18 protein-coding genes and 2 pseudogenes are annotated in these 23,071 nt (G+C 65.2%); 17 read left to right on the top strand and 3 right to left on the bottom strand.

The window, feature by feature from the left end; translation table 11 throughout:
- Nucleotides 1-61: 61 nt before the first annotated feature.
- From H5J25_RS20305 to H5J25_RS20235, 15 genes and pseudogenes are all read left to right on the top strand, one after another.
- On the top strand, nt 62-4,267 hold the full coding sequence (locus H5J25_RS20305; RefSeq protein WP_202096686.1) for a strawberry notch-like NTP hydrolase domain-containing protein: 4,206 nt from the start codon (nt 62-64) through the stop codon (nt 4,265-4,267).
- Nucleotides 4,268-4,392: 125 nt separating this feature from the next.
- Nucleotides 4,393-6,495, top strand: a complete 2,103-nt coding sequence (locus H5J25_RS20300; RefSeq protein WP_202096685.1) for a ParB/RepB/Spo0J family partition protein — start codon at nt 4,393-4,395, stop codon at nt 6,493-6,495.
- 141 nt (nt 6,496-6,636) lie between these two features.
- Nucleotides 6,637-7,560 carry an ArdC family protein gene (locus tag H5J25_RS20295; protein ID WP_202096684.1) on the top strand — a complete coding sequence of 308 codons (924 nt, stop codon included), beginning with the start codon at nt 6,637-6,639 and terminating at the stop codon, nt 7,558-7,560.
- Nucleotides 7,557-8,527: pseudogene (locus H5J25_RS20290) on the top strand (phosphoadenosine phosphosulfate reductase domain-containing protein). The gene H5J25_RS20295 and the pseudogene H5J25_RS20290 overlap by 4 nt, the downstream one beginning before the upstream one ends.
- Complete coding sequence (locus H5J25_RS20285) at nt 8,524-8,733, top strand: hypothetical protein (protein ID WP_202096683.1); 210 nt, start codon at nt 8,524-8,526, stop codon at nt 8,731-8,733. Before H5J25_RS20290 ends, H5J25_RS20285 begins: the two are co-directional and overlap by 4 nt.
- A 73-nt stretch (nt 8,734-8,806) precedes the next feature.
- Nucleotides 8,807-9,442, top strand: a complete 636-nt coding sequence (locus tag H5J25_RS20280) for a hypothetical protein (protein WP_202096682.1) — start codon at nt 8,807-8,809, stop codon at nt 9,440-9,442.
- 24 nt (nt 9,443-9,466) lie between these two features.
- Nucleotides 9,467-10,078, top strand: a complete 612-nt coding sequence (locus H5J25_RS20275) for a DUF6927 domain-containing protein (RefSeq protein ID WP_202096681.1) — start codon at nt 9,467-9,469, stop codon at nt 10,076-10,078.
- Entirely contained in the window at nt 10,071-11,177 is a 1,107-nt protein-coding gene (locus H5J25_RS20270; RefSeq protein WP_225883595.1) for a hypothetical protein, read from the top strand. The genes H5J25_RS20275 and H5J25_RS20270 overlap by 8 nt, the downstream gene beginning before the upstream one ends.
- Before the next feature lie 224 nt (nt 11,178-11,401).
- Nucleotides 11,402-11,560, top strand: coding sequence for a hypothetical protein (locus H5J25_RS20260; protein WP_202096679.1), 159 nt, complete (start codon nt 11,402-11,404; stop codon nt 11,558-11,560).
- 50 nt (nt 11,561-11,610) lie between these two features.
- A complete protein-coding gene (locus H5J25_RS20255; protein ID WP_202096678.1) occupies nt 11,611-12,099 on the top strand; it encodes a hypothetical protein in 489 nt (162 codons plus the stop codon).
- Nucleotides 12,100-12,325: 226 nt separating this feature from the next.
- Nucleotides 12,326-13,284: pseudogene (locus H5J25_RS20250) on the top strand (DUF2493 domain-containing protein).
- A gap of 90 nt (nt 13,285-13,374) precedes the next feature.
- Nucleotides 13,375-13,599, top strand: a complete 225-nt coding sequence (locus tag H5J25_RS21040; RefSeq protein ID WP_225883594.1) for a hypothetical protein — start codon at nt 13,375-13,377, stop codon at nt 13,597-13,599.
- 58 nt (nt 13,600-13,657) lie between these two features.
- Nucleotides 13,658-13,858: a hypothetical protein gene (locus H5J25_RS20245; protein WP_225883593.1), complete on the top strand. Its 201-nt coding sequence runs from the start codon at nt 13,658-13,660 to the stop codon at nt 13,856-13,858.
- A complete protein-coding gene (locus H5J25_RS20240; RefSeq protein ID WP_202096677.1) occupies nt 13,855-14,148 on the top strand; it encodes a hypothetical protein in 294 nt (97 codons plus the stop codon). The genes H5J25_RS20245 and H5J25_RS20240 overlap by 4 nt, the downstream gene beginning before the upstream one ends.
- A 734-nt stretch (nt 14,149-14,882) precedes the next feature.
- Nucleotides 14,883-15,287 carry a single-stranded DNA-binding protein gene (locus tag H5J25_RS20235; RefSeq protein ID WP_202096676.1) on the top strand — a complete coding sequence of 135 codons (405 nt, stop codon included), beginning with the start codon at nt 14,883-14,885 and terminating at the stop codon, nt 15,285-15,287.
- Nucleotides 15,288-15,334: 47 nt separating this feature from the next.
- On the opposite strand, the gene H5J25_RS20230 is transcribed toward H5J25_RS20235, so the two are convergent.
- Both H5J25_RS20230 and H5J25_RS20225 read right to left on the bottom strand, forming a co-directional pair.
- A complete protein-coding gene (locus tag H5J25_RS20230; RefSeq protein WP_225883592.1) occupies nt 15,335-16,357 on the bottom strand; it encodes an Abi family protein in 1,023 nt (340 codons plus the stop codon).
- A gap of 171 nt (nt 16,358-16,528) precedes the next feature.
- Nucleotides 16,529-20,143: a type ISP restriction/modification enzyme gene (locus H5J25_RS20225; RefSeq protein WP_225883591.1), complete on the bottom strand. Its 3,615-nt coding sequence runs from the start codon at nt 20,141-20,143 to the stop codon at nt 16,529-16,531.
- A gap of 75 nt (nt 20,144-20,218) precedes the next feature.
- Here H5J25_RS20225 and H5J25_RS20220 point away from each other — a divergent pair, with 75 nt between their 5' ends.
- The gene (locus H5J25_RS20220) at nt 20,219-20,713 is read left to right on the top strand and encodes a hypothetical protein (RefSeq protein WP_202096675.1); all 495 of its coding nucleotides are present in this window, start codon (nt 20,219-20,221) and stop codon (nt 20,711-20,713) included.
- Between the two features lie 169 nt (nt 20,714-20,882).
- Here the strand turns inward: H5J25_RS20220 and H5J25_RS20215 are convergent, their stop codons facing one another.
- The gene (locus tag H5J25_RS20215) at nt 20,883-22,673 is read right to left on the bottom strand and encodes a competence protein CoiA family protein (RefSeq protein ID WP_225883616.1); all 1,791 of its coding nucleotides are present in this window, start codon (nt 22,671-22,673) and stop codon (nt 20,883-20,885) included.
- Between H5J25_RS20215 and H5J25_RS21035 the strand changes: the two genes are divergently transcribed.
- Nucleotides 22,554-22,805 (top strand): hypothetical protein, encoded by a 252-nt coding sequence (locus H5J25_RS21035; RefSeq protein ID WP_225883617.1) that lies wholly within the window; start codon nt 22,554-22,556, stop codon nt 22,803-22,805. The two genes, H5J25_RS20215 and H5J25_RS21035, sit on opposite strands and share 120 nt — an antisense overlap.
- The last annotated feature ends 266 nt before the right edge of the window (nt 22,806-23,071 follow it).

Below are 23,071 nucleotides of genomic sequence, written 5' to 3'. Positions count from 1 at the left end.
GAGGGAGCCTTCGGCTTGTTGATCCGGTGATGAGCACCGGGCGACAGACCGGAGGCCCACGATGCGCACTTCAGCCGCAGCTCTCGAACTCGACTTTACCGAACCCTCGATCACCGCAGCCAGGGCGGTCGCGTGTTCCATCGCCCAGAACGGATCGCTCCAGCGCGAGACACTGCTCTGGGTCATGGAGCAAGCCTATGGCGGATCCTCGGCCGATGGCCGCTGGTCGCTCCGGGACGCCTACGACATGCTCGAACTCGCCGAGGTCATGCACCTGGCGAAAGCCGATCTCCCCGCTGATCCTGGCGCGTGCCTCACCGCGCTCACCGAGCTGGTCGCGAGCCTGCCTACGCATACGGTTCGCAGTGAGGAGCAGATCGAACTTCAGCAATTCTCCACCCCTGCCCCGATCGCCTATCTCGCTGCGCTCGCTGGCCGGATCGCGGCTACGGATCTGGTCCTCGAACCGTCTGCCGGCACCGGCCTCCTCGCCACCTTCGCACACCGCGCCGGCGCGCGCCTCGTCCTCAACGAGATCGATCTCGCGCGCGCCGAGATGCTCGCCGCAGCCTTCCCGGGTGTGGCGGTCACGCGGCACGACGCCGAGCTGATCCACGACCTTCTGCCATCGACGATCCGGCCAACCGCCGTCCTCATCAATCCTCCCTTCTCGCGCAGCATCGGCCGCCACGCCGACCCACTCGCTGCCTTCCGGCATCTGCGGGCCGCACTGATGCGGCTTGCGACCGGAGGCCGCTGTGCCGCCATCCTTCCCGATCGCGTCGACACCTCGAGCCGCGCCTGGGCGAAGGCGACCGAAGGATGCACGCTGACGCTGCACATCGAGCTGCCGGCGAACGCCTATGCCAAGCATGGCACCAGCCAACCTGTGAAGATCATGGTGCTGGAGAAAGGCACCGGCACGCCTGCCGAGCTGATCCGCTGCGCGTCGCTCGGTGACGCGCTCGCCGCGATCCGCGTCGGAAAGTCGGCTCCACCCGTCACGCCTGCGGCCCGCCCGCTGTCGCTGCTCGCCCGCCCTACCGGTCGCAGCTCTCTGCTTGGCGGAGCGCTGAGCAAGTCGCGCCTGACCGCCCCTGCTCCGAAAGCCGCGCAGTCGCAGGCCGCGCGCACCATCGACTATACCGTGTTCACCGATCCGCTCCCGACCGGCGAGTCCGTCGGCGTGTATCTGCCCTATCGGCCGAGCCGGATCGCGATCGCGAGCGCGTCCGGCCATCCGACCGCGCTGGTAGAATCGATCGCCATGGGCTCGATCACCGCGCCCCGGCCGTCCTACGTCCCTACCCTCTCGCAGTCAGTCGTCGACGCGAAGACGCTCTCCGACGCCCAGCTCGAGACGCTGATCTATGCCGGGGACGCGTTCGAGCGCGATATTCCCGGTCGGTTCAAGCCGGTCGAGGAAGGGCTCTCGCTCACGCCCGATGAGGAAGGCCGTCCCTACCGGACCGGCTTCTTCCTCGGCGACGGCACCGGCGCCGGAAAGGGCCGCCAGGTCGCCGCGATCATCCTCGACCAGTGGCTACGCGGTCGCCGCAAGCACATCTGGATCTCTAAGACCGAGACCCTGCTCGAGGACGCGCGTCGCGACTGGACCGCCGTTGGCGGTCTCGCGCTCGACATCCAGCACCTCAACCAGTGGAAGCTCGGCACCCCGATCGGCGCCGGTGAAGGCATCCTCTTCCTCACCTATGCGACGCTCCGCTCCAATCGCGGCGACAAGGGCACCCGGCTCCAGCAGATCCTCGAATGGGTCGGCGACGACTATGACGGCATGGTCGTGTTCGACGAGGCGCACGAGATGGCCGGTGTCGCAGGCGGCGAAGGCCGCTTCGGCACCAAGGATGGATCGGATCAGGGGATCGCCGGTGTCCGCCTGCAGAACCTCCTGCCCCGCGCCCGCGTCCTCTACGTGTCCGCGACCGGCGCGTCCGACGTCAACAACCTCGCCTACGCGACCCGGCTCGGGCTGTGGGGTCCGGGCACGGCGTTCGCCGATCGCCGGACCTTCGTTGACAGTCTGCGCCGTGGCGGGATCGCGGCGATGGAGCTGATCGCTCGCGACCTCAAGATGCAGGGTCTCTATGTCGCTCGCGCCCTAAGCTTCGCCGGCGTCGAGTACGACATCCTCAACCACAACCTGACCCCCGACCAGATCGAGGTGTACGACGCCTATGCCGACGCTTGGGCGATCATCCACGCGAACGTGCGCGCGGCACTGGACGCGACCCGCGTTACCGACAGCTTCTCGAAGGACACCTACAACAGCGGCGCCAAAGCGGCCGCGCTGTCGATCTTCGAGTCCACCAAGCAGCGGTTCTTCTGCCAACTCTTGATCGGCATGAAGCTGCCTGCCTTGATCCCCGCGATCCGGGCCGATCTCGCGGGCGGCGAGAGCGTCGTGATCCAACTCGTCTCGACGTCCGAGGCCATGCTCAACCGGGCGCTGGCCGCGCTCACGGTCGAGGAACGTGCCAACCTCGACATCGAGCTGTCCCCGCGCGAGTTCGTCATGTCGTACCTGACGGCCGCCTTCCCAGTCGGGCAGATGAAGACCTATGTCGATGACACCGGCAAGACCCGCTCCGAACCGATGTCGGATGAGAACGGCCGGCCCGTGTTCAGCCAGGAAGCGCTCGACATGCGCGACAACCTGGTCGAGCAGCTTTGCGCTCTCCCCGTCGTCGGCTCGGCCCTCGATCATATCATCGGGCATTTCGGCACCGATGCCGTAGCCGAGGTGACGGGCCGCAGTCGGCGCGTCATCATGGACGCGCACGGTCGCCAGCGCGTCGAGAGCCGCAGCCCGCGCACCAATCTCGCCGAGACGGACGCTTTCATGCGCGGTGCCAAGAAGATCCTGATCTTCTCCGATGCTGGCGGCACCGGCCGCAGCTATCACGCCAGTCTGACGTGCGAGAACCAGACGCGTCGCAACCACTATCTCCTCGAGCCGGGCTGGCGCGCTGACGCCGCCATCCAGGGGCTCGGCCGCACGCATCGCACCCATCAGGCGACCGCGCCGCTATTCCGGCCGGTGTCGACCGACTGCCGGGGCGAACGCCGCTTCATCTCGACGATCGCGCGCCGGCTGGACAGCCTTGGCGCGCTCACGCGTGGCCAGCGGCAGACGGGCGGACAGGGCCTGTTCGATCCGCGCGACAATCTCGAAAGCGATTATGCCAAGGAATCGCTCGAACAGTGGTTCCGCCTGCTCGCCGATGGCAAGCTGCGCTCGATCACGCTCGACCAGTTCCAGAAGCTCACCGGCCTCGAGCTGGAGGGCGAAGGGGGCGGTCTGAAGGAAGACCTGCCGCCCATCCAGCGCTGGCTCAACCGCATCCTGGCGCTGCGCATCGCGCTCCAGAACGCGATCTTCGACGAGTATCTTGGTCTGATCGAGGCGCGGATCGAGGCGGCGAAGGAAGCCGGGACGCTCGATCTGGGCGTCGAGAGCATCAACGCCGAGCGCATTACCATTCTCGATCGCACGGTCATCCGGCGCGACCAGACCAGCGGCGCCGAGACCGAGATCCTTCGGCTCGAAACCGAGGAACGCTACAAGCCGCTCGCGCTCGATCGCGCGCTCAGGATCCTCGGCGACGATGCACGGCCGATGGTGAACCGGAAGTCGGGCAAGGCCGCGATCCGGTGCAGCACCTACTCGCTGACGGACGACGACGGCGAAATTGTGCGCCGCTACGAGCTGGTCCGCCCGACCCGCAGCGAGCGGATGCGGCAGGATCTTCTCGTCGACACGATGTGGGAGGAGGCGAGCGACGATGAGTTCGCCGCCCTGTGGCAGGCCGAGGTCGAGGAGATGTCGGGCAAGACTCGCACCAGCACGCTATACCTCGTCACCGGCCTGCTCCTGCCGGTGTGGGATCGCCTGCCAGACGATCACGTCCAGGTCTGGCGTCTCAACACCGATGACGGCGAGTCCTTCCTCGGCCGCATCGTCCCTGCCCCGTTGGTATCCAAACTCGCGGACGCCTTGATCACCGTGTCGGGCGCCGAAACCGCCAAGCACGTCATCACCAGCGGCGAGATCGCGGCCGTGGGCGCGTACCGGCTGAAGCGCAGCCTGGTCGCTGGCCAACAGCGTCTCGAATTGCTCGATTGGCCGCACACGCGGCTTGCCGAGCTGAAGGCGGCCGGCTGCTTCACCGAGATCATCCAGCACAAGACGCGGATGTTCGTGCCCGTTGCGACCGCCGCGACCGTGATCGACCGCATCACCGCCTGACGAATCAAGGACTTCCTCCCGCTCGATCAAAGGGAGGGAGGGAGCCTTCGGCTTTTTGAGCTTGGAGAACCAGGCTTGCGTGACCGTCGGAACGGCTGCGCTGATCCCCGAATGGAGTATGACCGATGATCCAGTCCGTGAAGGTCAAGAACCTGTCGCTGTCGAAGGACAATGTGCGCAAGTCGAACCGCGATGCCGGCATCGACACCCTCGCCGCCAACATCGCAGCCCAGGGGCTGTTGCAGAACCTGATCGTCACCCCGCTCAAGAAGGCGGGTACGTTCACCGTGAAGGCGGGCGGTCGCCGCTTGCGCGCACTCCAGCTCCTGATCGAGCAGGGCACCCTCCCCGCTGACCACACCGTCCCCGTCCTCGTGCTCGGCGACGATGACAATTCGATCGAGGCGAGCCTCGCCGAGAACTTCCAGCGCGTGCCGATGAATCCGGCCGATGAATGCACCGCGTTCAACTTCCTGATCCAGAAGGGCATGACCGCCGAGGACGTCGCCAAGCGTCAGGGCGTCACCACCCGCTTTGTCGAGCAGCGCGTGCGCCTCGCCGAGCTGGCGCCGTGCGTCTTCGAGGCACTCGCCGCAGGCGAGATCACGCTCGGCGTTGCCCAGGCATACGCCGTCACCACCGACGTCGACCGGCAGGCCCGCGTGTTCACCCAGATGAACAGCTCGTACTACGGCGACAACCCCGACAACATCCGGCGCGCCATCCTCAATGGCACGGTCAAGGCGAACGACGCCAAGGCTCGCTTCGTTGGTCGCGATGCCTATGTCGCCGCAGGCGGTCGCATCGAGGGCGACCTCTTCGCGACCGAGGGCGACGAGAACTGGATCGACGTCGACCTGATCGAAACGCTCGCGGCCAAGAAGCTGGAAGCGGCCGCGGCCGAACTGGCGCAGGCCGAGGGCCTCGCCTTCGTCACCCCGATCGCGGCCACGCACGTCCCCTACGATGTCGCGAACCAGCTCCACGAGTTTCACGCCCCCGCGCGTGCGCTCACCGAGGAGGAAACCGCGCGTGTCGAGGCGCTGTCGGCTGAGAACGACGCCCTGGTCGACCAGCTCGAGCAGGAACTGCCCGACGGCAGCGCCGAGGCCGAGACTGCGACCGCGCGTATCGAGGCGATCGAGCGCGAGCTGGAAGCGATTGACGATGCCCGTCACGAGATCGATCCAGCGGTAAAGGCGCAGATCGGCACGTTCGTCTATATCGGCGGTGACGGCGAGCCCCGCGTTCACACCGGCCTGTTCAGCGAGAAGCCGGTTGTCGACCCCGACGCACCTCCCAAGGCGTCGGGCGGCGCAGCCGGTGACGGTGATGCCGGCGAATCCGATCAGGGGCCGAAGCTGAGCGCGACGCTGATCGACGAACTGGCGACCCAGCGCCGCCAGATCCTCGTTGCGCACCTCGCCAGCGATCCCTCGATGGCGCTCGACCTGACTATCTTCCTCATGGCCCAGAATGTCGTGTTCGAGCAGAGCTACATCCCCAATCACTCGACACTGAAGTCGGGTGCAGCCGCCTTCCCGATCTTCGCCTTCCGCGACGAGGGTTCGATGGCGTCGCAGACCATCGACGACCAGCGCCAGCGGCTCGACACAAGCTGGGCGGGCCACAAGACCATGACCGAACGGTTCGACGCCTTCCGGGCGCTCGATGACGAGGCCCGGGGCGCATGGGTTGCATACTCGATAGCACGAACTCTCGAACCGACGCTCAACGTCGCCGAGGGCTATCGCAGCAACGGCTTCCACGACCATCTCGGCCGCCTCCTCGACATCCAGGTCGAGAATTGGTGGCGCCCGACGGCCGAGAACTTCTTCGGCCGCGTCAAGAAGGGCGTCATGCTGGAAGCGCTCGAGGAGATTGGCGGGCCGATCCTGCGCGGCCGCTACAAGGACGCCAAGAAGGGCGACCTTGCCGCAACCTGCTCGTCGCTCTGCAACGGTCAGGGCATTGTCGAGGCCGAGATCCGCGAGAAGGCGACCGCCTGGTTGCCCGAGGCGATGCGCTTCGACGCGGTTGAGAAACCCGCCAGGACGGCGCTCCGCTCCAGCTTCGTCGACGACGAGAGCGGCACGGACCTCGACGAGGACGAGGACACCGACACCGACACTGACGTCGATGCCGACAGCGACGCCGGCGACGACATCGACGATGATGGCGCTGACCACGATCAGGAGGATGGCCAACATCTGAGCGAGGCGGCCTAGCTCCTCCCTCCCACGCAGTTCGAGGCGACTGGGGGCGGCACTCTTCGCGAATGTCGCCCCTCTTTTTGTGACCCGGCACCGCCCTTTCCAGAGGGGAGGAAGCTGACGCGGGTTGCCTCAACCAGATCAGGAGAACGTGTCATGGCACAGACCAACGACAAGCTGTCGCCTGCCGACATCATCACCAATACCATCATCGACAAGCTGGAATCGGGTGTGCGCCCTTGGGTCAAGCCATGGCGCCCCGGCCTTGGCGGCCGTCCGCTGCGCGCGACCGGCGAACCCTACAAGGGCATCAACTGCTTCTGGCTGTGGCTGTGCGCCGAGAGCGCTGGCTACAACTCGCGCACCTGGATGACGTACAAGCAGGCGCAGGCGCTTGGCGGCCAGGTCCGCGAGGGCGAGCGCTCGCAGATCGCCATCTTCTACAAATCCTACAGCAAGACCGTCGAGTCCGTCGTCACCGGCGATAGCACCGACGAGATGCGCCGCGTGCTGCGCTCCTACGCCGTGTTCAACTGCGACCAGATCGACGGTCTTTCGCCGGAATACCACCCGAGCCCGGTCAGCATCGTCCCTCCCGCTGACCAACTTCCCGACCGCGCGCAGCGCTTCATCGACGCGCTGCCGGCGAAGCTCCAGATGCGCGGCGATCGCGCGTTCTACGACCGCATCGCCGACAGCATCACCATGCCGCCCGTCGAGCTGTTCTCGACCCGCGCCTATTGGGCCTCGACGCTCGCTCATGAGGCGGGCCATTGGAGCGGCCATCCCGACCGCCTCGATCGCACCTTTGGGAAGCGTTTCGGCGACGACGCTTACGCGTTCGAGGAGCTGTGCGCCGAGATGACCTCCGCGCTGCTCGGTGCCGATCTCGGCCTACCGACCTCGCACATGGACGACCACGCCGCGTATATCGGCTCGTGGTTGAAGGTCCTGCGCAAGGACAGCCGCGCGATCATGACCGCAGCCGCCAAGGCCGAAGTCGCAGCCGGCTACCTGCTCCGCGCGACGGGCCTCGACGTCTCGGCCGAGCCCGAGGATCAAATTCGTGAAGCGGCATGACCGGGCAGGCCGCCCGCCCCGACCTTGGCGCCTACCGGCGCTTCGTCGTGGCGTTCAGTGGCGGCAAGGACAGCCTTGCCGTCCTCCTGCACCTCCTCAGCCTCGGCGTGCCCCCGCACGCCATCGAGCTGCACCATCATGATGTCGATGGCCACGGCCCGACCTTCATGGATTGGCCTTGCACGCCCGGCTATGTCCGCGCGATCGCCGAGCATTTCGGCATTGCGCTCTACGTCTCGTGGCGCGAGGGCGGCTTCGCGCGCGAACTGGCGCGCGACGACGCGCCGACCGCGCCGATCGCGTTTGAGACGCCGACCGGCATCGGCCGTGCCGGAGGTAACGGCCCTGCCGGCACGCGCGGGCTCTTTCCCCAGACGTCTCCCGATCTTCGGGTGCGCTGGTGCAGCCCCGCGCTGAAGATCGACGTCCTCGCGGCTGCGGTCCGCAATCAGTCACGCTTCCTTGACGGCCGCACGCTCGTCATAACCGGCGAGCGCGCCGAGGAAAGCCCGTCCCGCGCGCGCTATGCGGCCTTCGAGCCGCACCGCACGTCCACGCTCGCTCGCGCCGTCGACCATTGGCGTCCGGTCCACGACTGGACCGAGCGGCAGGTGTGGGATTTGATCGCGCGTTCGCGGATCCGGCCCCACCCGGCCTACGTCCTGGGATGGGGCCGGCTATCCTGCCGTGCGTGTATCTTCGGCTCCCCCGCCCAATGGGCGACGCTTCGCCTCGTCTTCCCAGCCGCTTTCCAGCGCGTCGCCACCTGCGAGGCGGCGAGCGGAAAGACCATCCATCGCTCGCTTAGCGTATCGCAGCTCGCCGAGCGCGGCACGCCCTTCCCGGCCGCGCTGATTAACCCGGACGAACTCGCCCAGGCGGACGATCCGACGTGGTGTCTTCCGATCCTTGCGGATCGTTGGACACCCCTGCCGGCGCCTTCGGCGACCATGCAGGTCCGCCATGAAGTCGCTGCGCCGCTTTGACCTCATGCGGCTCCTGGCTCCCGGCCCGGAAGATCCGCTGTGGGAAGCAGAGAAATCGGGATGGCGCTGCTTCGTCATGGGCAACGACCGTTGCCATTACCGCCGAGGGAGCAAGCTCCGCACGGCTTGGCAGAACGGATACGACGCAGCGTCACGCTCGACCGATCCTGCGGGCCTGATGCTGTGACCATCGGCCCTCCAAGAGAGGGGAGGAAGCCTTCGGCCTTTTGGGCGCGCCCTGGCGCTCAGGAGGTTCGGCCATGTTCTACGACACGCATTACCGCCACAACGAGGCGCTTTCGCCCGAGGCACTCACCACCCTCCCCGCGGCGCTCCACGCTCTGAACGCAGGCGTCGACGACTGCCGGCGCGCCGGCAAGCCGATCGACCGCGACGCGTCGATCATCCTGCTGATCCGCAACCTGGCCGCTGTCGCTGAACGCGACGCGCCCAGCACCAACGATCTGCGGCTCCGCTGCGCGGAAGACCGCATGACCGTCATCGCCGGCTCGGCTCTGCTCACCATCGCCGGCAACAGCGTCGCCGGCGACGCCGCGGCGAAGCGGACCTTCCATCGTCAGGCGCGCCTCGCTCTGGCTTCGCTCGCCGAGGCGATCGGGATCCCGGCACACGACGTCCGCATCAACACCGACGCAGGCGGTATCACCGACGACGGCACGACCGAACTGCGCCACGCCGATTTGTCGATCCGCGTGCGTCCGCACAGCTTTCTCCCCGACAGTGAAATCACCTTCAACCGCTGCCGAGGCGGCGAACACGCTGGCCCCGTCCAGCGCGCGCCGATCGCCGAGTTGCTGGACGCTGCCGCGTTTCTGCGCCGGCTCGCAGCCACCGTCGGCGACGTAGGCGCTCCGCGCCTCGCCGCTGCCGCCTGATCCTCTAATCCCGGGAGCATCGTCATGGGTTGGCTCTTCATGCGAGATATGGGCGGCCACGCCACCCCGCGCGCCTATCTCGACAACCAGTTCAGCTACTCGCACGAGGATCACCGTCTCACGGTCCTCGCCTCGTCCATGGTCGGGTCGACCTATTACGCCGCGTGTGAGCGCGTTGAAAGCAACAAGGATCGCGAGGTCTTCGCGGTCGTGTGCCTCACCAAGCACAACCCCCGCTCTACCGACGGTCACGTCTTTGGGTACAAAGACATGACCGAACATATGGGACCGTGCGAGAGCGACTGCCCCGCCTCGATCCTCGACGCGCTCACCGACACGCACAGCGAATACGCCGTCGATTGGCGCGCGCGCTGCCGCGCCAATCTCATCCAGCGCAAGCTGGAGCAGGCCAAGCCGACCCCGAAGCCGGGCCAGACCATCATCTTCGATGAGCCCATGCGCTTCAGCGACGGCAGCGACCGCGCCCGCTTCGAGATCGTCGCCAATCCCAAGGGCAAGACGCCACTTTTCCGCGACCCGGAGAGCCGCGCGATCTGCCGCATCCCGGCCTTCCGCAAGCGTGCCTACCGCATCGTCCACGCCGCGATCGTCGTCAGGGACGCGGCCAATGGCTGATCGCCCGCCCGTCATCGCCGCCTGGGGTGCCGGCGTCGATTCCACCGCGATGATCGTAGAGCTCGCCGAACGCGGCGAGCCCATAGATATGGTTCTCTTCGCCGATCTCGGCGCCGAGAAATCGAACACCTATGCCTTCATCCCGCTGTTCCGGGCGTGGATGGCAGAGCGCGGCATCGCGTCCGAAATCGTCCGCTACCAGCCCCGCAACTTCAAACACTGGCCACCCTATGCGGGCATAGCCGAGAACATGCTCACCAACGCCACGCTGCCCTCCGTGGTATTTGGTGGGGGGTCCTGCTCGCAGAAATGGAAGGCGGCCCCGCAAGATGCGTGGACCGCCAAGTGGGAGCCGGCGCGCCGCTGCTGGAACGCAGGCGGCCGCGTCGTGAAGCTGATCGGCTATGACGCATCGGGACGCGACACGCAGCGTTATCACCACGCGATCGGGTGCGAGGATCCTCGCTACGCCTATCGCTACCCTCTGCGGGAATGGGGTTGGTCTCGCGCCGACTGCGAGGCACGCATTGCGAGCGCCGGCCTGCCCGTCCCGCCCAAATCGAGCTGCTTCTTTTGCGGCAGCATCAAGCCCGACGAGGTGCTGGAGCTTTCGATTCCGGAGCTGCGCGTCATTGTGCTGATGGAGGCACGGGCCAAGCCGCGCCTCCGCAACGTCGACGGCCTTTGGCGCAAGCCGGTGCTTGGGCGTCGCGGTTCGACGCCGCGCCCCGGCAGCATCACCGAGTTCATCCGCGAACGCGGCCTCCTTCCCCGGCCGAGATCGACCACATCATCGAGACCGCGCCTTTGGCGCTGCTCGACTTCCATCGCGCGACCGACGCGCTCGAAAGGAACTGGCTCCATGCCTAGCGCCGTCATCAAGCAGTTCGTCGTGGAAGGCGCAGCCGACTTCCCACTCGCGATGTTGACGGCCGACGAGTGCTGGCCGGCGCGCGCCGCTGATGCGGCTGCGATCGCCGCCCTGCAGCTCGGTGTCGGTGCGGCTACGCCGCCCCGCAAGATCATCCTCGCGACGGTCTCGAAATATGCGCCCAACCGCCAGCGCTGGATCGCCGCTGGCTGGCGCGTGATCGCCTGAAACAGCCCCCGGAGGGGAGGCGTCGTTTGGAAAGATGAGCCTTCGGCTCCTGGTCGAGAAAGGATCATCATCATGCGCAGCGTTGCCGTTTACCTCACCCAACGGCTCTATGGCGGCCCCGAGGAAGGTGGCTGGTGGTACGACGCCGGTGAACTCTGCACCGACCCGGTGCTGACCGCCTTCGGCGTCACCTTCCCGACGGTCACGAGGACCGTGCTTGGCGAATGTCGAACGAGGTTCAGGCGCTTCTCGATCGCGACTGGAACACCGGCGACCACGCGCGGCCGATCAGCAGCGTCCTCTCCGCTGGACGCTTCGAGGCCCGCGTCCACGATGGCTGGCCCCCTCTCGCCTATCCGGCCGAGCGTCCCCGCTATGAATGACCCGAACCGCTTGGGTCTCCCATTTTGCCACCCTTCAGGAGTCCGGTTCCATGAAGACCTTCACCGTCCACTGCGAATACCCTGCCCATTACCGTGCGGAAATCACGGTCGAGGCGGAGGATGTCGTCAGCGCCTGCCGCTCCGCGATCGATGCGTCAAACACGACCGACGGGTGGACGAGCCTGGACACGGAGCATCCCACCTATGTCAGCGCAATCGCAGAAGGTGCCGACGTCGATCCTTGGCGCTTCGTCCCCGACGGAGGCGACGCCTCAGCCCTGCCCGTCCCGGGCGTGTTCTCTGGTGTGGCGGCCTGCGCGGGCTATGCCGCAACCCGGAGCGAGGATCTGGTGGACCAGCTCCGCATCATGATCGACGCGATCGACGCCAACGGAGAGTTGAGGATCACCCCAGCGGTTTTGGTACGTTTGTGCGGAACGGGGCAGACCATTCTCGACGACATCGCGCGGTGTGGGCTGAGCCCGACAGGTTCGAAGGCGGCAACGATTATGGTCCCGGCCGCGCCCGACGCCACCTGACGCCCGACAGCCTTCCGCCAGAGAGATGCGGCACATGGGCGACCGCGAGACCCCCGCAACCGCAAAAATCCGGGCCGAGTTGCCGCTCTGCGGCTGCCCGCACCACCCCGGTTTTTGCGGTTTCCCTGCGCTGCGCTTCGGTGCGGGCGGCTCTTATTCGGCCGCCCAGGAGGTGCGCATCCGGCGGATAGGCCGCCGGCCTCGATCAGATGAAGGGCTTGACCCCATGACCACTTCCCTCGCTGCCGCACTCTTTGCTCTGGAGCTGGGACACCTCGAACCCCGCGCCGAAGATGTCTCGGGCATGTGCCCTCCCTCGACCGAGGCACTCGAGCAGACCACCGCCGCTATCTGGAGCGACCTGTTCGCAACCCTCCAGAATACGTCGCTCGAGCGCGACATCGAGGAGATGGGCTGGGGCCTGGTCAATCTTTTCCACCGAGCGGCGGCGAAGAAGCACGCGACGATCGACCGTCTCACCGACGAGATCAGGCTCCTCCTGGCCGAGCAGGACGGATCGGAGATCAACACCTCCAATCTCGAGGACAAGATCGACCTTGCCAAGAAGATCGAGGAAGCCGCCACCTGTTACGAGGTCATGCGCGACACCGCAGCGGCGCACTACATCCGCGAGACCGGACGTTCATGGATCCCGTCGACCGGCAACCGCATTTCGCTCGGGGTCACGTCGGCCATCGTCGATGGCCGCGCCTTCCTCCAGGCTCGACGCGATCGGTTCCGCGACGCCAACACGGCACAGGGCACTCCCGTCGTGTTTGCCGGGGGACGGCTGACCTTCCGGACCGACGAGGACATGAAGGCGTTCGGCGACAACCTGCTGCGCACCCTCAATGCGGTTCGGGAGCGCGTCGGCGACATGTATCTCGTCCATGGCGGGGACATGAAGGGGATCGAGCGCATCGCGGCATCGTGGGCCGAACAGCATGGCGTCCAGCAAGTCCGCTTCGGTCTCGATCGCAAGCTCGGAGATCGCGCCGGCTTCCGTCGCAACGAGCAGATGCTCTCGCTGAAACCCCGCTACGTCATCGCCTTCCAGGGCAACGGCGTGACCGAGCGTCTGGTGATCGACGCCAAGAAGGCCGGCATCCGGGTCGTCGATCGCCGCGGCCCGCTCGGCACTCCCCCGCTGCACAGAACCCTCAGCGCGACCCCAAGGTCGCCTGAGTTTCGGCGAGGCTGCTGGCTGACGCCAGCGGTCTCGCCCTTGCGGCTTCGCCGCAGGGCTTACCCATTTCACCCTTCAAGGAGACCGTCATGCCATGCCCAAATCTTTTCCAGACTGCGGACCATTGCTGGCGCTTTGCTTGGCGCAGGGCGGCGGCTGACGGCGACACCTTTCACATTGTCACGACCGGCAATCCAGCCGCTCCGCGTGCAGTCCTATCCGATCGCGACCTGTTCGCGCGCGAGGATCTGACTCCCGAGGACATCGAGGCGTCCGTCGATCCCTTCTTGTCGGACATCGGAAACGCCGGTTAGTCGGAGACTCTGCGGCGAGGCCATTCGACGACCTTTCCCTGAATGGGAGAGATCAGCCATGAAACCGCTCCGTCATGCCACTGACATCATGGGCCTACCGATCGGCAGCAACACCCAGCGAGCGCCTGCTGGCCGCGCGACGCCGACCACTAGGCGGCGTCAATCGCAAGGCCGTTATCGGCAGGCATTGGATGGCGGAAACGTCCTTGGACCATTCCGCGACGGGCGCGGCAGCTTCATCGCCGAGACGCTCGAATGAGCCGCCAAGATTTTTCAAACGGTCAAGCCCGGGTATCGATCGGGTGGGATGCCCCGCTCGCCTCCTTCTTCCTCCAGGTCTGGACTGGCGACGGACGGGACGAGGACGAGAGCCCCGCCATCTGGCTCGGCGCATTCTATGGCGAGGTCCGCGTTCCCGATCCGCTGCTCGTCGTCGCACGCCGGCATATCCCCGACCTTCCAGCAACACTTCATCGCCAGCTTATCATCGATCAACTCGCCGCACCGGCGCGTCCGCGCCGTGCCGGCCTGACCGATCCTCCGCGATAGGCACTTCGTGGAAATCGCCAATCTATCAAGTCCCTCGTCCTGTAGGGCGGGTCGCGCCTGAATTCGCGGCACCGACGCGCCCGCATTGATCTGAGACGCGGAGCGGCTTCCCTATTTCGAGGCGCGGGAACCCGCCGTCCACCCTAGTCAGAGGGAGCGCGTCATAGCACCACCGATCGTCCGGGTGCGCAGCTCTCGCCCGTGCGGAAGCCCTGATCGGCATCACGACAGCCGCGCTCGATTCTCACAGTCCAGCGGCGTGGATCGCGTGGGACCGACCTGTCGGCCTATCGACATCGGGCACGCCACGCGCGCCGTAGGCAGGAAGGCGGTGCCTGGTCCTTCAAGGGTGGCGGTCATCCTTCGTGAAGCCCCGCGCGCCCAGCTTAAGGATGTGGCGCAACGGCAATCGAAGCCGCCCCGGCCTAGGGATCATGCGAATGGCAATGCCGGACGAAGACAGCGACGAGGGTGTCCTGCTCCTCGGATCCTCGGCGTTTGCGCGCCCGTGGGGTTCATCCCCTCTCTTTCCTGAACGACCTAAGCCGGCCGTCCACCCCTCCAACCCGCGATCATTCGGGCCGAGTTGCCGCTTACGCGGCTGCCCGCACCACCCCTCTGATCGGGGTTCCCCTCCGCGTCTTCGCGCTCCGGTGGAGAGGTCGTCCTGACCGTCTTTGACGGTGTTCAGTCGAGGGGACGATCCCCCGGCGAAGCAAAAAAGGAACCTCGAAATGCAGAACCTCGTCATCCTCGCCGGCAACGTCGGCGCCACGCCCGAGACCCGCTCCACCCAGGGCGGCACCAAGATCACTCAGTTCAGCCTCGCGACCTCGCGCCCGAAGCGCGACAGCGAGGGCAAGGTCCTCAAGGAGAACGGTCGCCGGGTCGAAAATACCGAGTGGCACCGGATCACCTGCTTCAACGGCGTCGCCAAGACGGTCGCCGAGTATGTCGAAAAGGGGCAGAAGGTGATGGTTCGCGGCCGCATCCACTATACCCGCTGGACCGACCAGGAGAACATCGAGCGCTACGGCGTCGAGATCATCGCCGACGAAGTGACGTTCCTCTCCTACGGCAAGTCCCGCCAGCAGCAGGACAATCGGCAGGACAACGACGACGACGACATTCCCTTCTGATCGAGGCGGATTGGCCCGGGAGCTTCGCTTCCGGGCCTTCGTTCGCGTTAGTAACCCACCTCGGCAGGCTGAACCTCCGGGAACCGCGCGAGGATGCGGCCGACATCAGCGACGATCCCCACTGGCGCGCCACGCTGGGTCAGAAGATGGTCGAGGCATTCGAGGATCGCCTTGAGCTTGTTTCGCGGCGCTGTCGGGACAGCTGCACGCCTGAGGCTCTGGGGCTGTTTCTGGAAGCTGCGATTGAACAGCCGGTCGTGGTGCGCGCAGATGTTGCGCACGTCGACGAGACACTCGAGCCAGCTGGTGAACACCTGATCGCTCGGCACCCCAAACTGTGTCGCGATATGCGTTCGGACCGAGCCCTCGAGACATTTGAAGATGCGCACCGAACGCCCGAAGGTGAGGAACTCCTTCATGGTCCAGATCGGGGGTAGAATGGGCGTCGCGTAGGTTTGCCGGTAATGTGCCACACGCTGGTCCTTGGACTGGCTATAGGCGGTCATGAAGCTCTGGAGTGCCTCGAGATTGGCGCCCGCGTCCTTGAACGCTGCCAGATCAAAGTACGGATGACTGCCAAAGCCGTCGCTCAACGCCTCCGACATGGCGTTGCGCAGCAGGAGTTCGAACTGTCCGACAGCGGCGAAGCACGCGTCGCGCAGCAGGCTGTCGCAGTCGTAGAGCCGCAGGATCTGCTGGTAGGTCGTTCCCGGGCGGAACGGTCTGTTGGCAACGCCGAGCTGGCGTCGGCTGAGGAAGTAGATCCGTAGCCGCTCGTATCCGACAAGGTCTATCTTGCGCGCGGCTACGTTGGGCCGCTTGACGATCAGCCCGCGGCTTCGCAGATGAGCGACGCGCTGGCCAGCCGTTGCATGCGGCTTGATATATGGTGGAAGCGTCATCTGAAAACGCGAAGGGCCGCCCTTTTGCACTCCTCGAAAGGACGTGTGGCGACCCGTGACGCGATCGATGTAGCGTGGTGTGGTGATTTTGGCAAGAGGCTTGCTCCAAGCTCCCGCCCGGCGAGATCCTAAAATGGCCTTCTCGCCTGCGACAAACAGCCGCGGCATCGGAGCCGATCGCTACGATGGAGATCTGTTCGCCGGTCCAAAGGACTTGGCCAATCTGTCCATGACCGCTCGAGCGCTTACGATCATGCACACCGACGAGCGCTGACCTACTGCTCAGCGTGCCGACGCTAGGCGTTGCCGACGGTCGCAGCGACCTTAGTGGGCGACGTTTCACCAGTCGAACGCCTGCGCGCGGATGGCAACGTAGCTGGCATCGAGCGCCGGCTGCAGGAGCACATAGGCACTTAGACGACGCACGATCCCGACGGCCTCGCGCACCTCCGCCACCGCAAGGGGACGACCGATGACTTCCTGATCTCGGTAGGAGAGCCATTTTTTCAACACTTGATATCCGCCGACAAGCTGCTCGTAGACCGCCGATGGAACGCCCTTGAGGTAGGCCGTGTCGTTCAGGTGCACGTCTACGGGATTGCCGAGACGGTGTACCAGCGCGTCGATATCTTCCTCCAGCCGCTCCGCCGCTGTCGTCAGCGCTTCCATTTCTTCGGCATCGTAGGCGGGACGGACCCGCGCATCGCCGTTCCCAGGCATGACCGCCGCCCCGCCACCGCCGCTTCCCCAGCCAAGAACGGCAAGATCCGCTGGACCCAGCGCTCCGCCGCCGACGCGCATCAGCCGACCGAGCATTCCGTACGGAGCATCGTAAGGGGGTATGGTCACGCCGGTATGGGTACGCTCGGTATCCAACAGCGCCGCCACTTGGCGCCCAAGCTGCGCCGAAGCCTGCAGCCGCGTTAGATCCGCCGGCAGCGGCACCTTGGGCCAGCCGCTCAGGATAGCGGCGTGGTTCTCCGTTAGCCACGCCGGTGAGGCCGAGGTGGCGAGCGCATGGTACCAAGGCGCATCGCCGAGATCATGGTCAGTGTCTGGATCGCCGGAAGTCAGCCCAATGAGCCAGGCACGTGCGCGGGCGGAGAGGTTCGCACGTACGCTCGACGTCGCCAGAAGATCGCCCTGGGGTCCGTCGACACCGAGCAGCCGCAGTGGAAAGGCGCGGATATTGGGGCGCAGAAGGTGATAATCCGGTAGCGCAGTGACTGGCAGGACCGGCAAACCCTCACGCGGCCGCTCGGCCATCATTCGACTGACGAGAAATGAATTACCATCCCGTGCCGCAGCTACGAGATCGGGACGTGGCTCATTCCAGATCGGTCGAGTAGAAGTGTAGTACGCGTAGCGGGTATCTAAAGGCAGCAGCGCGTATCGTACGATATTGTCCGGCTGAAACGTCTCTCGCGCCAACAGACGCGTTCTCGCCGGCTCAGGATCAAACCGGCCGGCCGGCCGAGTTGGCCCGGTTCCCTCTGCTGCTAAGGTTTCGAAGCTAACAGTCGGGTCCATGTATCGACTCATGCGCTCGGCCAGCTTGTCGCGATCTGAGTCGATCAAGCCGCCCCTACGCATTTCAGCAAGTCCACTGAATGGTTCTGCTTCGGCGAGCGCGAGGAAGTCCGGCCAATTGTCGTAAGCCGACGCAGGCCCGAGAGGGCGGAAGTTATACCGGTTTGCCGGCGTTGGCGCCGTTACCTCAAATCCCGCATCGAGGTCGCCATCATCTAGCGTCGCGAGGAGCTCCTCGCGCTTACTGCTGCCCCAGAACTGCCGATACCTCACCTCAGCCTGTTCCGTGGCTGGGCCTGTGCGCACGAACATGCCTACCGCCGTCCCCAGCTTGATCCCCTCACGGTTGAGCGGGGTCGAGAAGACGGACGGGTCGGGAGACCCATCGGGCGTCCGCTTGCCCGTTTCGCGGCTGTCGCCATTGAGGCTGTCGACCCAGATGCGCTGGAATCCCTCTAGAAGATGACGCCGCACCACCACGAACGACGGGTCGCTCAGATAGGAGTAACTCGAAATGAAACTGATGATCCCGCGTCCGGACCCCTCGACGATCCGTCGCTCCGCCACTCGCAGAAAGCGGGCATAAAGCTCGTCGAGGTTGAATTTCTTGATTTGCCAGTCGGACCGCAAACCCGCCTTGTACGGATCGACGAGCTGTTCCTCTTCGTCGGGGCTGACGCCGGCGAAAGCATTGTAGGGCGGATTGCCGATGATCACGAGGATCGGGTCTACCTGCTTGACCCGCTCGGCCGCATCGCGCTCCGGCTGCAGTTCGGGCAGCAAAAGCTGCTCGACCGGTCCTGTGGGTGGCGTCCAACCAGTCAGCGCGTTCGTCAGATAGATCGACGCGCGCTGATCGCCGGACAGCGGCGCGCCGGCCTGAGCGAGCAGCATCCCAATCTGCCAATGCGCGACGACGAAGGGCGCCGGCATCAGCTCGAAGCCGAACAGGCGGTTCCGCGCCGCGACGCTTAGGTCATGCGCAACAAGCGCGTCTTCGCCCTGATCCCGCAACCGCTGCTCAACGACGCGAAGCACCTCGACGAGAAACGATCCGGTGCCGCAACACGGGTCAAGAACGTGGACAGCCGGACTCGCCAAGCCTTCCGCAATGCCGAGTTCCTCGCGCAGCGCCAGGTCTACCCGTGCGACCATATAGCGGACGATCTCGGGGGGCGTATACCAGACGCCGAGCTGCTTGCGCAGCGCCGGATCGAAGTGAGCCAGAAACGGCTCGTAGAAATACTGGACGGCTTGTCCTTCGTCGAAGGCAGCAAAGAACTCCGTTCGGTCAACGCGGTTGAGCGCGTTGCCCGTCCAATCCAGCACCTCGACCAACCCCAATGGCCCGAGCCGGCTCGGCGTCGCCACCTGCTCGAAAAGAGTTCGAACCATCGGCACATGCAACGTCCAGCCGGCCGCGTGCCAATCGAAGCGCGCCACGGTGTTCGGTGGCTGCAGCCGGGCCCATTGCACCCACGCACTGAAGATGCCGTAGAAGATGGTCTGAACGAGTGTAGACCGGAAGAAGTGCTCGCCCTTGGCAGCCTCGAAGCGCAATCCGAGCGCCTGTTCGAGGCCCGAGCGAACGGTCTGAAGAGCGGGCAAGCCGGCACTTGCCTCGACGCGGCGCAGAGCGTCGCGAGCATATGAGGCGAGAAGCCACGCCAAATCGGACGCACGCGTCAACGGCGCCATATAGCTTAAGGCACGCCTCAAATAATCGATCAGCGCCTCCCCCAGCCCGTCGAGCACGCTATCGGCTGCGTAGCGAAGATCCCAAAAGTCAGTCTCGCTGGCGGCGAGACTGAACGGCTCCAGCCGAACCGGCTGACCCTGTGCGTCGCGTCCGATCAATAGGAAGGCTCGGTAGTTGGTAACGAGAACGAGACCGTAATGGTCCCAATATTGAGAAACCTGCGTCGTGCCGGCCGTGAACCATGTCTCCTCGGCTAAGCCCTTTACTTCGACTACGCCTCGCTCGGGTAAGGCCCCGCTGCCGCTCACCGGCTCCGACCCTCGGCATTGCGATTGACCGTAGAGGCCGAAATCGGGGTGGCCCGCCCCTTGATTGCGGATCTGACCGTTGGCGATGACTCGAGGCTTGAGCTGGCGTCCAACGCCGTTGAGCAACGTTTCGAGTGCGCCGTAGTAGGACGTCTCGTTGGTAGCGCCCCCAGTCGCCCTTATCTCACGCATCCGGTCAAGGTAGGCATCCAGCATCTCGCGAGACGTATCGGGCAATTGAGCGTTCCGTTCTAAAGCGCTTCTGTCATCAACACGTCCTAGCATGACAATCGTTGGAATCGGCGTCAAAATGGCCATCTGGGCAAGGCGACGTTCTTGCACGTCGAACCCGACGATCAGGCCGTTTGAAGCTACGCGCTGCTTCGCGCTACGAAGGTCGAATGGTGGTACCGGCATTATTGTCAGGAGTCCGGCGGACCTTACGAGAAGCACACTCCCACCGCGGCTGGAGGACGATCTTGATGGACTTGCATGCGTAGGCCGAGCCGCCGGGTTGAGCTCGACGACATCATCTCAAATCAGATCCTCGGCGATGATTCAGAGGTCATCGCCCTGGTAATGAAGATTCATCTCGCGCTGGAGGCCATCCTGCTCGAGTTTATCAGCACGGTTCGGGCCGACGACAAAATTTACAGATTGAGCTTCCCCGCAAAGACCGAGTTGCTTGAAAAGCATGGCTTGATCGATGCCTCAGATCGCGAGGCATTCGATCGGTTCAACGACTTCAGAAACGATTTCGCTCATATCTTTGGGCATCGCGTCTCCCTCGAAGACGCGCTTGACCTTGCGCGCGATCTCGAGGCCTGCGGAGTCGAATTCTCGGACTCGATCGGTCACTATTCGCCAGAAGAAGCCGCCCGAAACTACGGCGATATGATCGGCGTGCTGGAGGAAGTCGGCTGGTGCATTCTCTTCCATGCCGGTTATCTGCTGTTCGAGGCAGGCGGGCGCAGCGTCATCAGTTAAAATTTGTCGAGAAAGCAGCGGCGCAACGCCCACGGCGTGATCGTAACCGCCACCCAACCGCGTCCTTTGCGCTCCTGCGGACGACGATTGTAGCATTCGGGCTTGAAACAGGCCGCTCACTGAGACCGGTCTACAGCGTCCGGAGAGCAGCCCTAGCGAACCCGAACTATCAGCGTCGCCGTCGCGTCCCTGCCTGTAGGGTCAGCGTACGGATCGCGAGTTCGAGGCCATGATTGGTCCCGCAGGCCTCCCATGGCGAGCAGCCGAGTGCGGTCGCGTGATTCCTGACGGCGAATTCGCGCAACTCGGACGGGTAGAGTTTCGCCACCGCAACGCTCAGCTTCTCGCGTCGGGCGGCAATCGCTACGGCCTCAGCACGATCTGCCTCGCGACGCTCGCCGATCCTGGCGAGCGTCGCGATACACAGATTCAGACCGGCTTCCGCGCGGCTGCCTAATGCCAGCGGCGTGTCGTCCGATCCCTCGAGCGGTGTGAGCAGCCATGAGGCAGCCTCTGCCGCCAGTGTGCGTGTGGCCGCGCTGCGCAGTCGTTCCACCCGGTCTGCGGCCTCGCGTGCCCGCCGCGCCGTGCCCCGCTCGATCGCCCGGTAGCGGGCTCCCTCGAGCGGCAGGCCCAAAAGGTCATCGACTGCCTCCTCACCGCCGGCGACCATTGCGGCAAGCGCGCGCAACGTCGTCATCAGGTCGCTACAGGGAGTGCCGCCTGCCACCAGCAGATCGTCAGGCGAATGGACGTCGCCCGGGAGAGCGCGCTTCAGCCAATCCTGTGGCTCGAAATCGACCGTCTCCGCGATCGGCAGGTCGGCGAGCATTTCATCGATGAGCGAATGCGCGGTTTCGGTGCGCCGATCGATCTCGAGCAGACGGCGCTGCTCCCGCTTCAGCTCCTGCGAGAAGTCCTCGGGCAGGCCATAAACGCCGCTTCCTTCCGACTGCAGGGCACCGGCCATGCAAAGCGCCTCGAGATAGTCCTCCACCGCCTCGCGCGGGAGCCGAATCTCGGGATAATGCCTGCGAACCCACGCGTGTATCGACGCGTTTGGCGGTTCGACGAACGAAGGCGCGATCAACGGTTCGAGGTAGTCGATCGTACTGTCCAGCGAGAACGTCCGATCTTCGAATGTGCGCGGATCGGAGACGACGACGAATTGCTCCAGCAGCCTGGCCTGCCATTCCTCTCGCGTGACGGACCACCCCGCGCCAGCATCCGAGATCCCGATCAGCTCGCCGCCATCGTTCGCGATCAGCTGCGCAAGCGCGCTGTCCGCAACAGGCCGGACGTGCCGACGTGCGACCGCCACGGCGTCCAGCAGGTCCCTGCCCGCCGCTTCGATCGCCGCGGCCTCGCGGCGTTTCCGGTCGGCTTCCTGCGCTGCCCGGCGTTGCAGAGCCGATGCCCGTTTCGCGGCAGCAGCGGCCAACTCCGCGCGCAGCCTCTCCTCCGCCCGATCGCGCCTGGGGTTGCAGAGCCAAGTTCGCGGCGCTTCCTGCAGCAAGCCGCGCTCGATCGCCGTCATGTCCTGGCTCGTCCGCAAATGGCGCAGGTTGATCTCGATCGCGGGCCAGCCCCTGGACTGGATCAGCGCGATTTTGTCTTCGCCGCACGGATGCGTCACGCAGATCTCGACGATCAGCTCGCGCCCGTCGGCCAGGATCAGCACGATGTCCGGGACGATCCGCTCGAGACCACGCTCGGAGCGCACGTCGCTGAACTCCATCCATCTCGCCGCGCTTTCCTCTCGCGAGATCCCGTCGACGACCGCGGTCACCACCGGCGTCCAAATTCGCTTTCGTTCTATCAGGAGCTGCTTGGCCCAGAAATGCGCGTTGGTTTCTCGGCCGCTTCCGCAACCGGAGTTGAGGCCCTGATGCGCGAAGTGCGCGGCCTTCTTCGTTCCCTTGCGAGCGATCAGCTTGGCCTTGCAGGCAGGGCAGCTCAATCGACACTTCAATCCGCGTCGCGCGGCGCTGATGTGGACGACGTCGCCATTGTCATCGACGCCCCAGACAAGATCGACGCCGAAACCAGCAAAGGCGGCGTGATCGACGAAACCAAAGGGATTAGGACTTAACCGTCCATGCCGACCCGGCAGCTCCTCCATGGTTCGAACACTATACGATCGCCTGGATGTTTTCGAGAACTTCACACGTGGGTCCACGCGTAGCTCTTTGATGCCGGTTCTGAGCGATGTGTCACGTCCAAGCGAACGGACATGATGGCAAAGCAAGGTCACGGGGCGTCTCCCGGCCTGGCGGCCGGGACCGTCGCTCTACTCCGCTGACGCTCCGCCGAGCCCGCGGGCGGTCTCGGCCCATTCGGGTGACGATCGACTGACGA

Origin of the sequence: Sphingomonas aliaeris, from assembly GCF_016743815.1 — a bacterium.
GTDB lineage: Bacteria > Pseudomonadota > Alphaproteobacteria > Sphingomonadales > Sphingomonadaceae > Sphingomonas > Sphingomonas aliaeris.
This window is presented reverse-complemented; position numbering and strand designations above follow the sequence as displayed.

What these genes read in the sequence shown, in the direction of transcription:
- H5J25_RS21035 (WP_225883617.1), top strand. Translation starts at nt 22,554, where the DNA reads ATGCGCGTTGGTTTCTCGGCCGCTTCCGCAACCGGAGTTGAGGCCCTG.
- H5J25_RS20280 (WP_202096682.1), top strand. Translation starts at nt 8,807, where the DNA reads ATGTTCTACGACACGCATTACCGCCACAACGAGGCGCTTTCGCCCGAG.
- H5J25_RS20255 (WP_202096678.1), top strand. Translation starts at nt 11,611, where the DNA reads ATGAAGACCTTCACCGTCCACTGCGAATACCCTGCCCATTACCGTGCG.
- H5J25_RS20305 (WP_202096686.1), top strand. Translation starts at nt 62, where the DNA reads ATGCGCACTTCAGCCGCAGCTCTCGAACTCGACTTTACCGAACCCTCG.
- H5J25_RS21040 (WP_225883594.1), top strand. Translation starts at nt 13,375, where the DNA reads ATGCCATGCCCAAATCTTTTCCAGACTGCGGACCATTGCTGGCGCTTT.
- H5J25_RS20260 (WP_202096679.1), top strand. Translation starts at nt 11,402, where the DNA reads ATGTCGAACGAGGTTCAGGCGCTTCTCGATCGCGACTGGAACACCGGC.
- H5J25_RS20300 (WP_202096685.1), top strand. Translation starts at nt 4,393, where the DNA reads ATGATCCAGTCCGTGAAGGTCAAGAACCTGTCGCTGTCGAAGGACAAT.
- H5J25_RS20245 (WP_225883593.1), top strand. Translation starts at nt 13,658, where the DNA reads ATGAAACCGCTCCGTCATGCCACTGACATCATGGGCCTACCGATCGGC.
- H5J25_RS20230 (WP_225883592.1), bottom strand. Translation starts at nt 16,357, where the DNA reads ATGCCGCGGCTGTTTGTCGCAGGCGAGAAGGCCATTTTAGGATCTCGC.
- H5J25_RS20270 (WP_225883595.1), top strand. Translation starts at nt 10,071, where the DNA reads ATGGCTGATCGCCCGCCCGTCATCGCCGCCTGGGGTGCCGGCGTCGAT.
- H5J25_RS20240 (WP_202096677.1), top strand. Translation starts at nt 13,855, where the DNA reads ATGAGCCGCCAAGATTTTTCAAACGGTCAAGCCCGGGTATCGATCGGG.
- H5J25_RS20235 (WP_202096676.1), top strand. Translation starts at nt 14,883, where the DNA reads ATGCAGAACCTCGTCATCCTCGCCGGCAACGTCGGCGCCACGCCCGAG.
- H5J25_RS20225 (WP_225883591.1), bottom strand. Translation starts at nt 20,143, where the DNA reads ATGCCGGTACCACCATTCGACCTTCGTAGCGCGAAGCAGCGCGTAGCT.
- H5J25_RS20275 (WP_202096681.1), top strand. Translation starts at nt 9,467, where the DNA reads ATGGGTTGGCTCTTCATGCGAGATATGGGCGGCCACGCCACCCCGCGC.
- H5J25_RS20295 (WP_202096684.1), top strand. Translation starts at nt 6,637, where the DNA reads ATGGCACAGACCAACGACAAGCTGTCGCCTGCCGACATCATCACCAAT.
- H5J25_RS20220 (WP_202096675.1), top strand. Translation starts at nt 20,219, where the DNA reads ATGCGTAGGCCGAGCCGCCGGGTTGAGCTCGACGACATCATCTCAAAT.
- H5J25_RS20285 (WP_202096683.1), top strand. Translation starts at nt 8,524, where the DNA reads ATGAAGTCGCTGCGCCGCTTTGACCTCATGCGGCTCCTGGCTCCCGGC.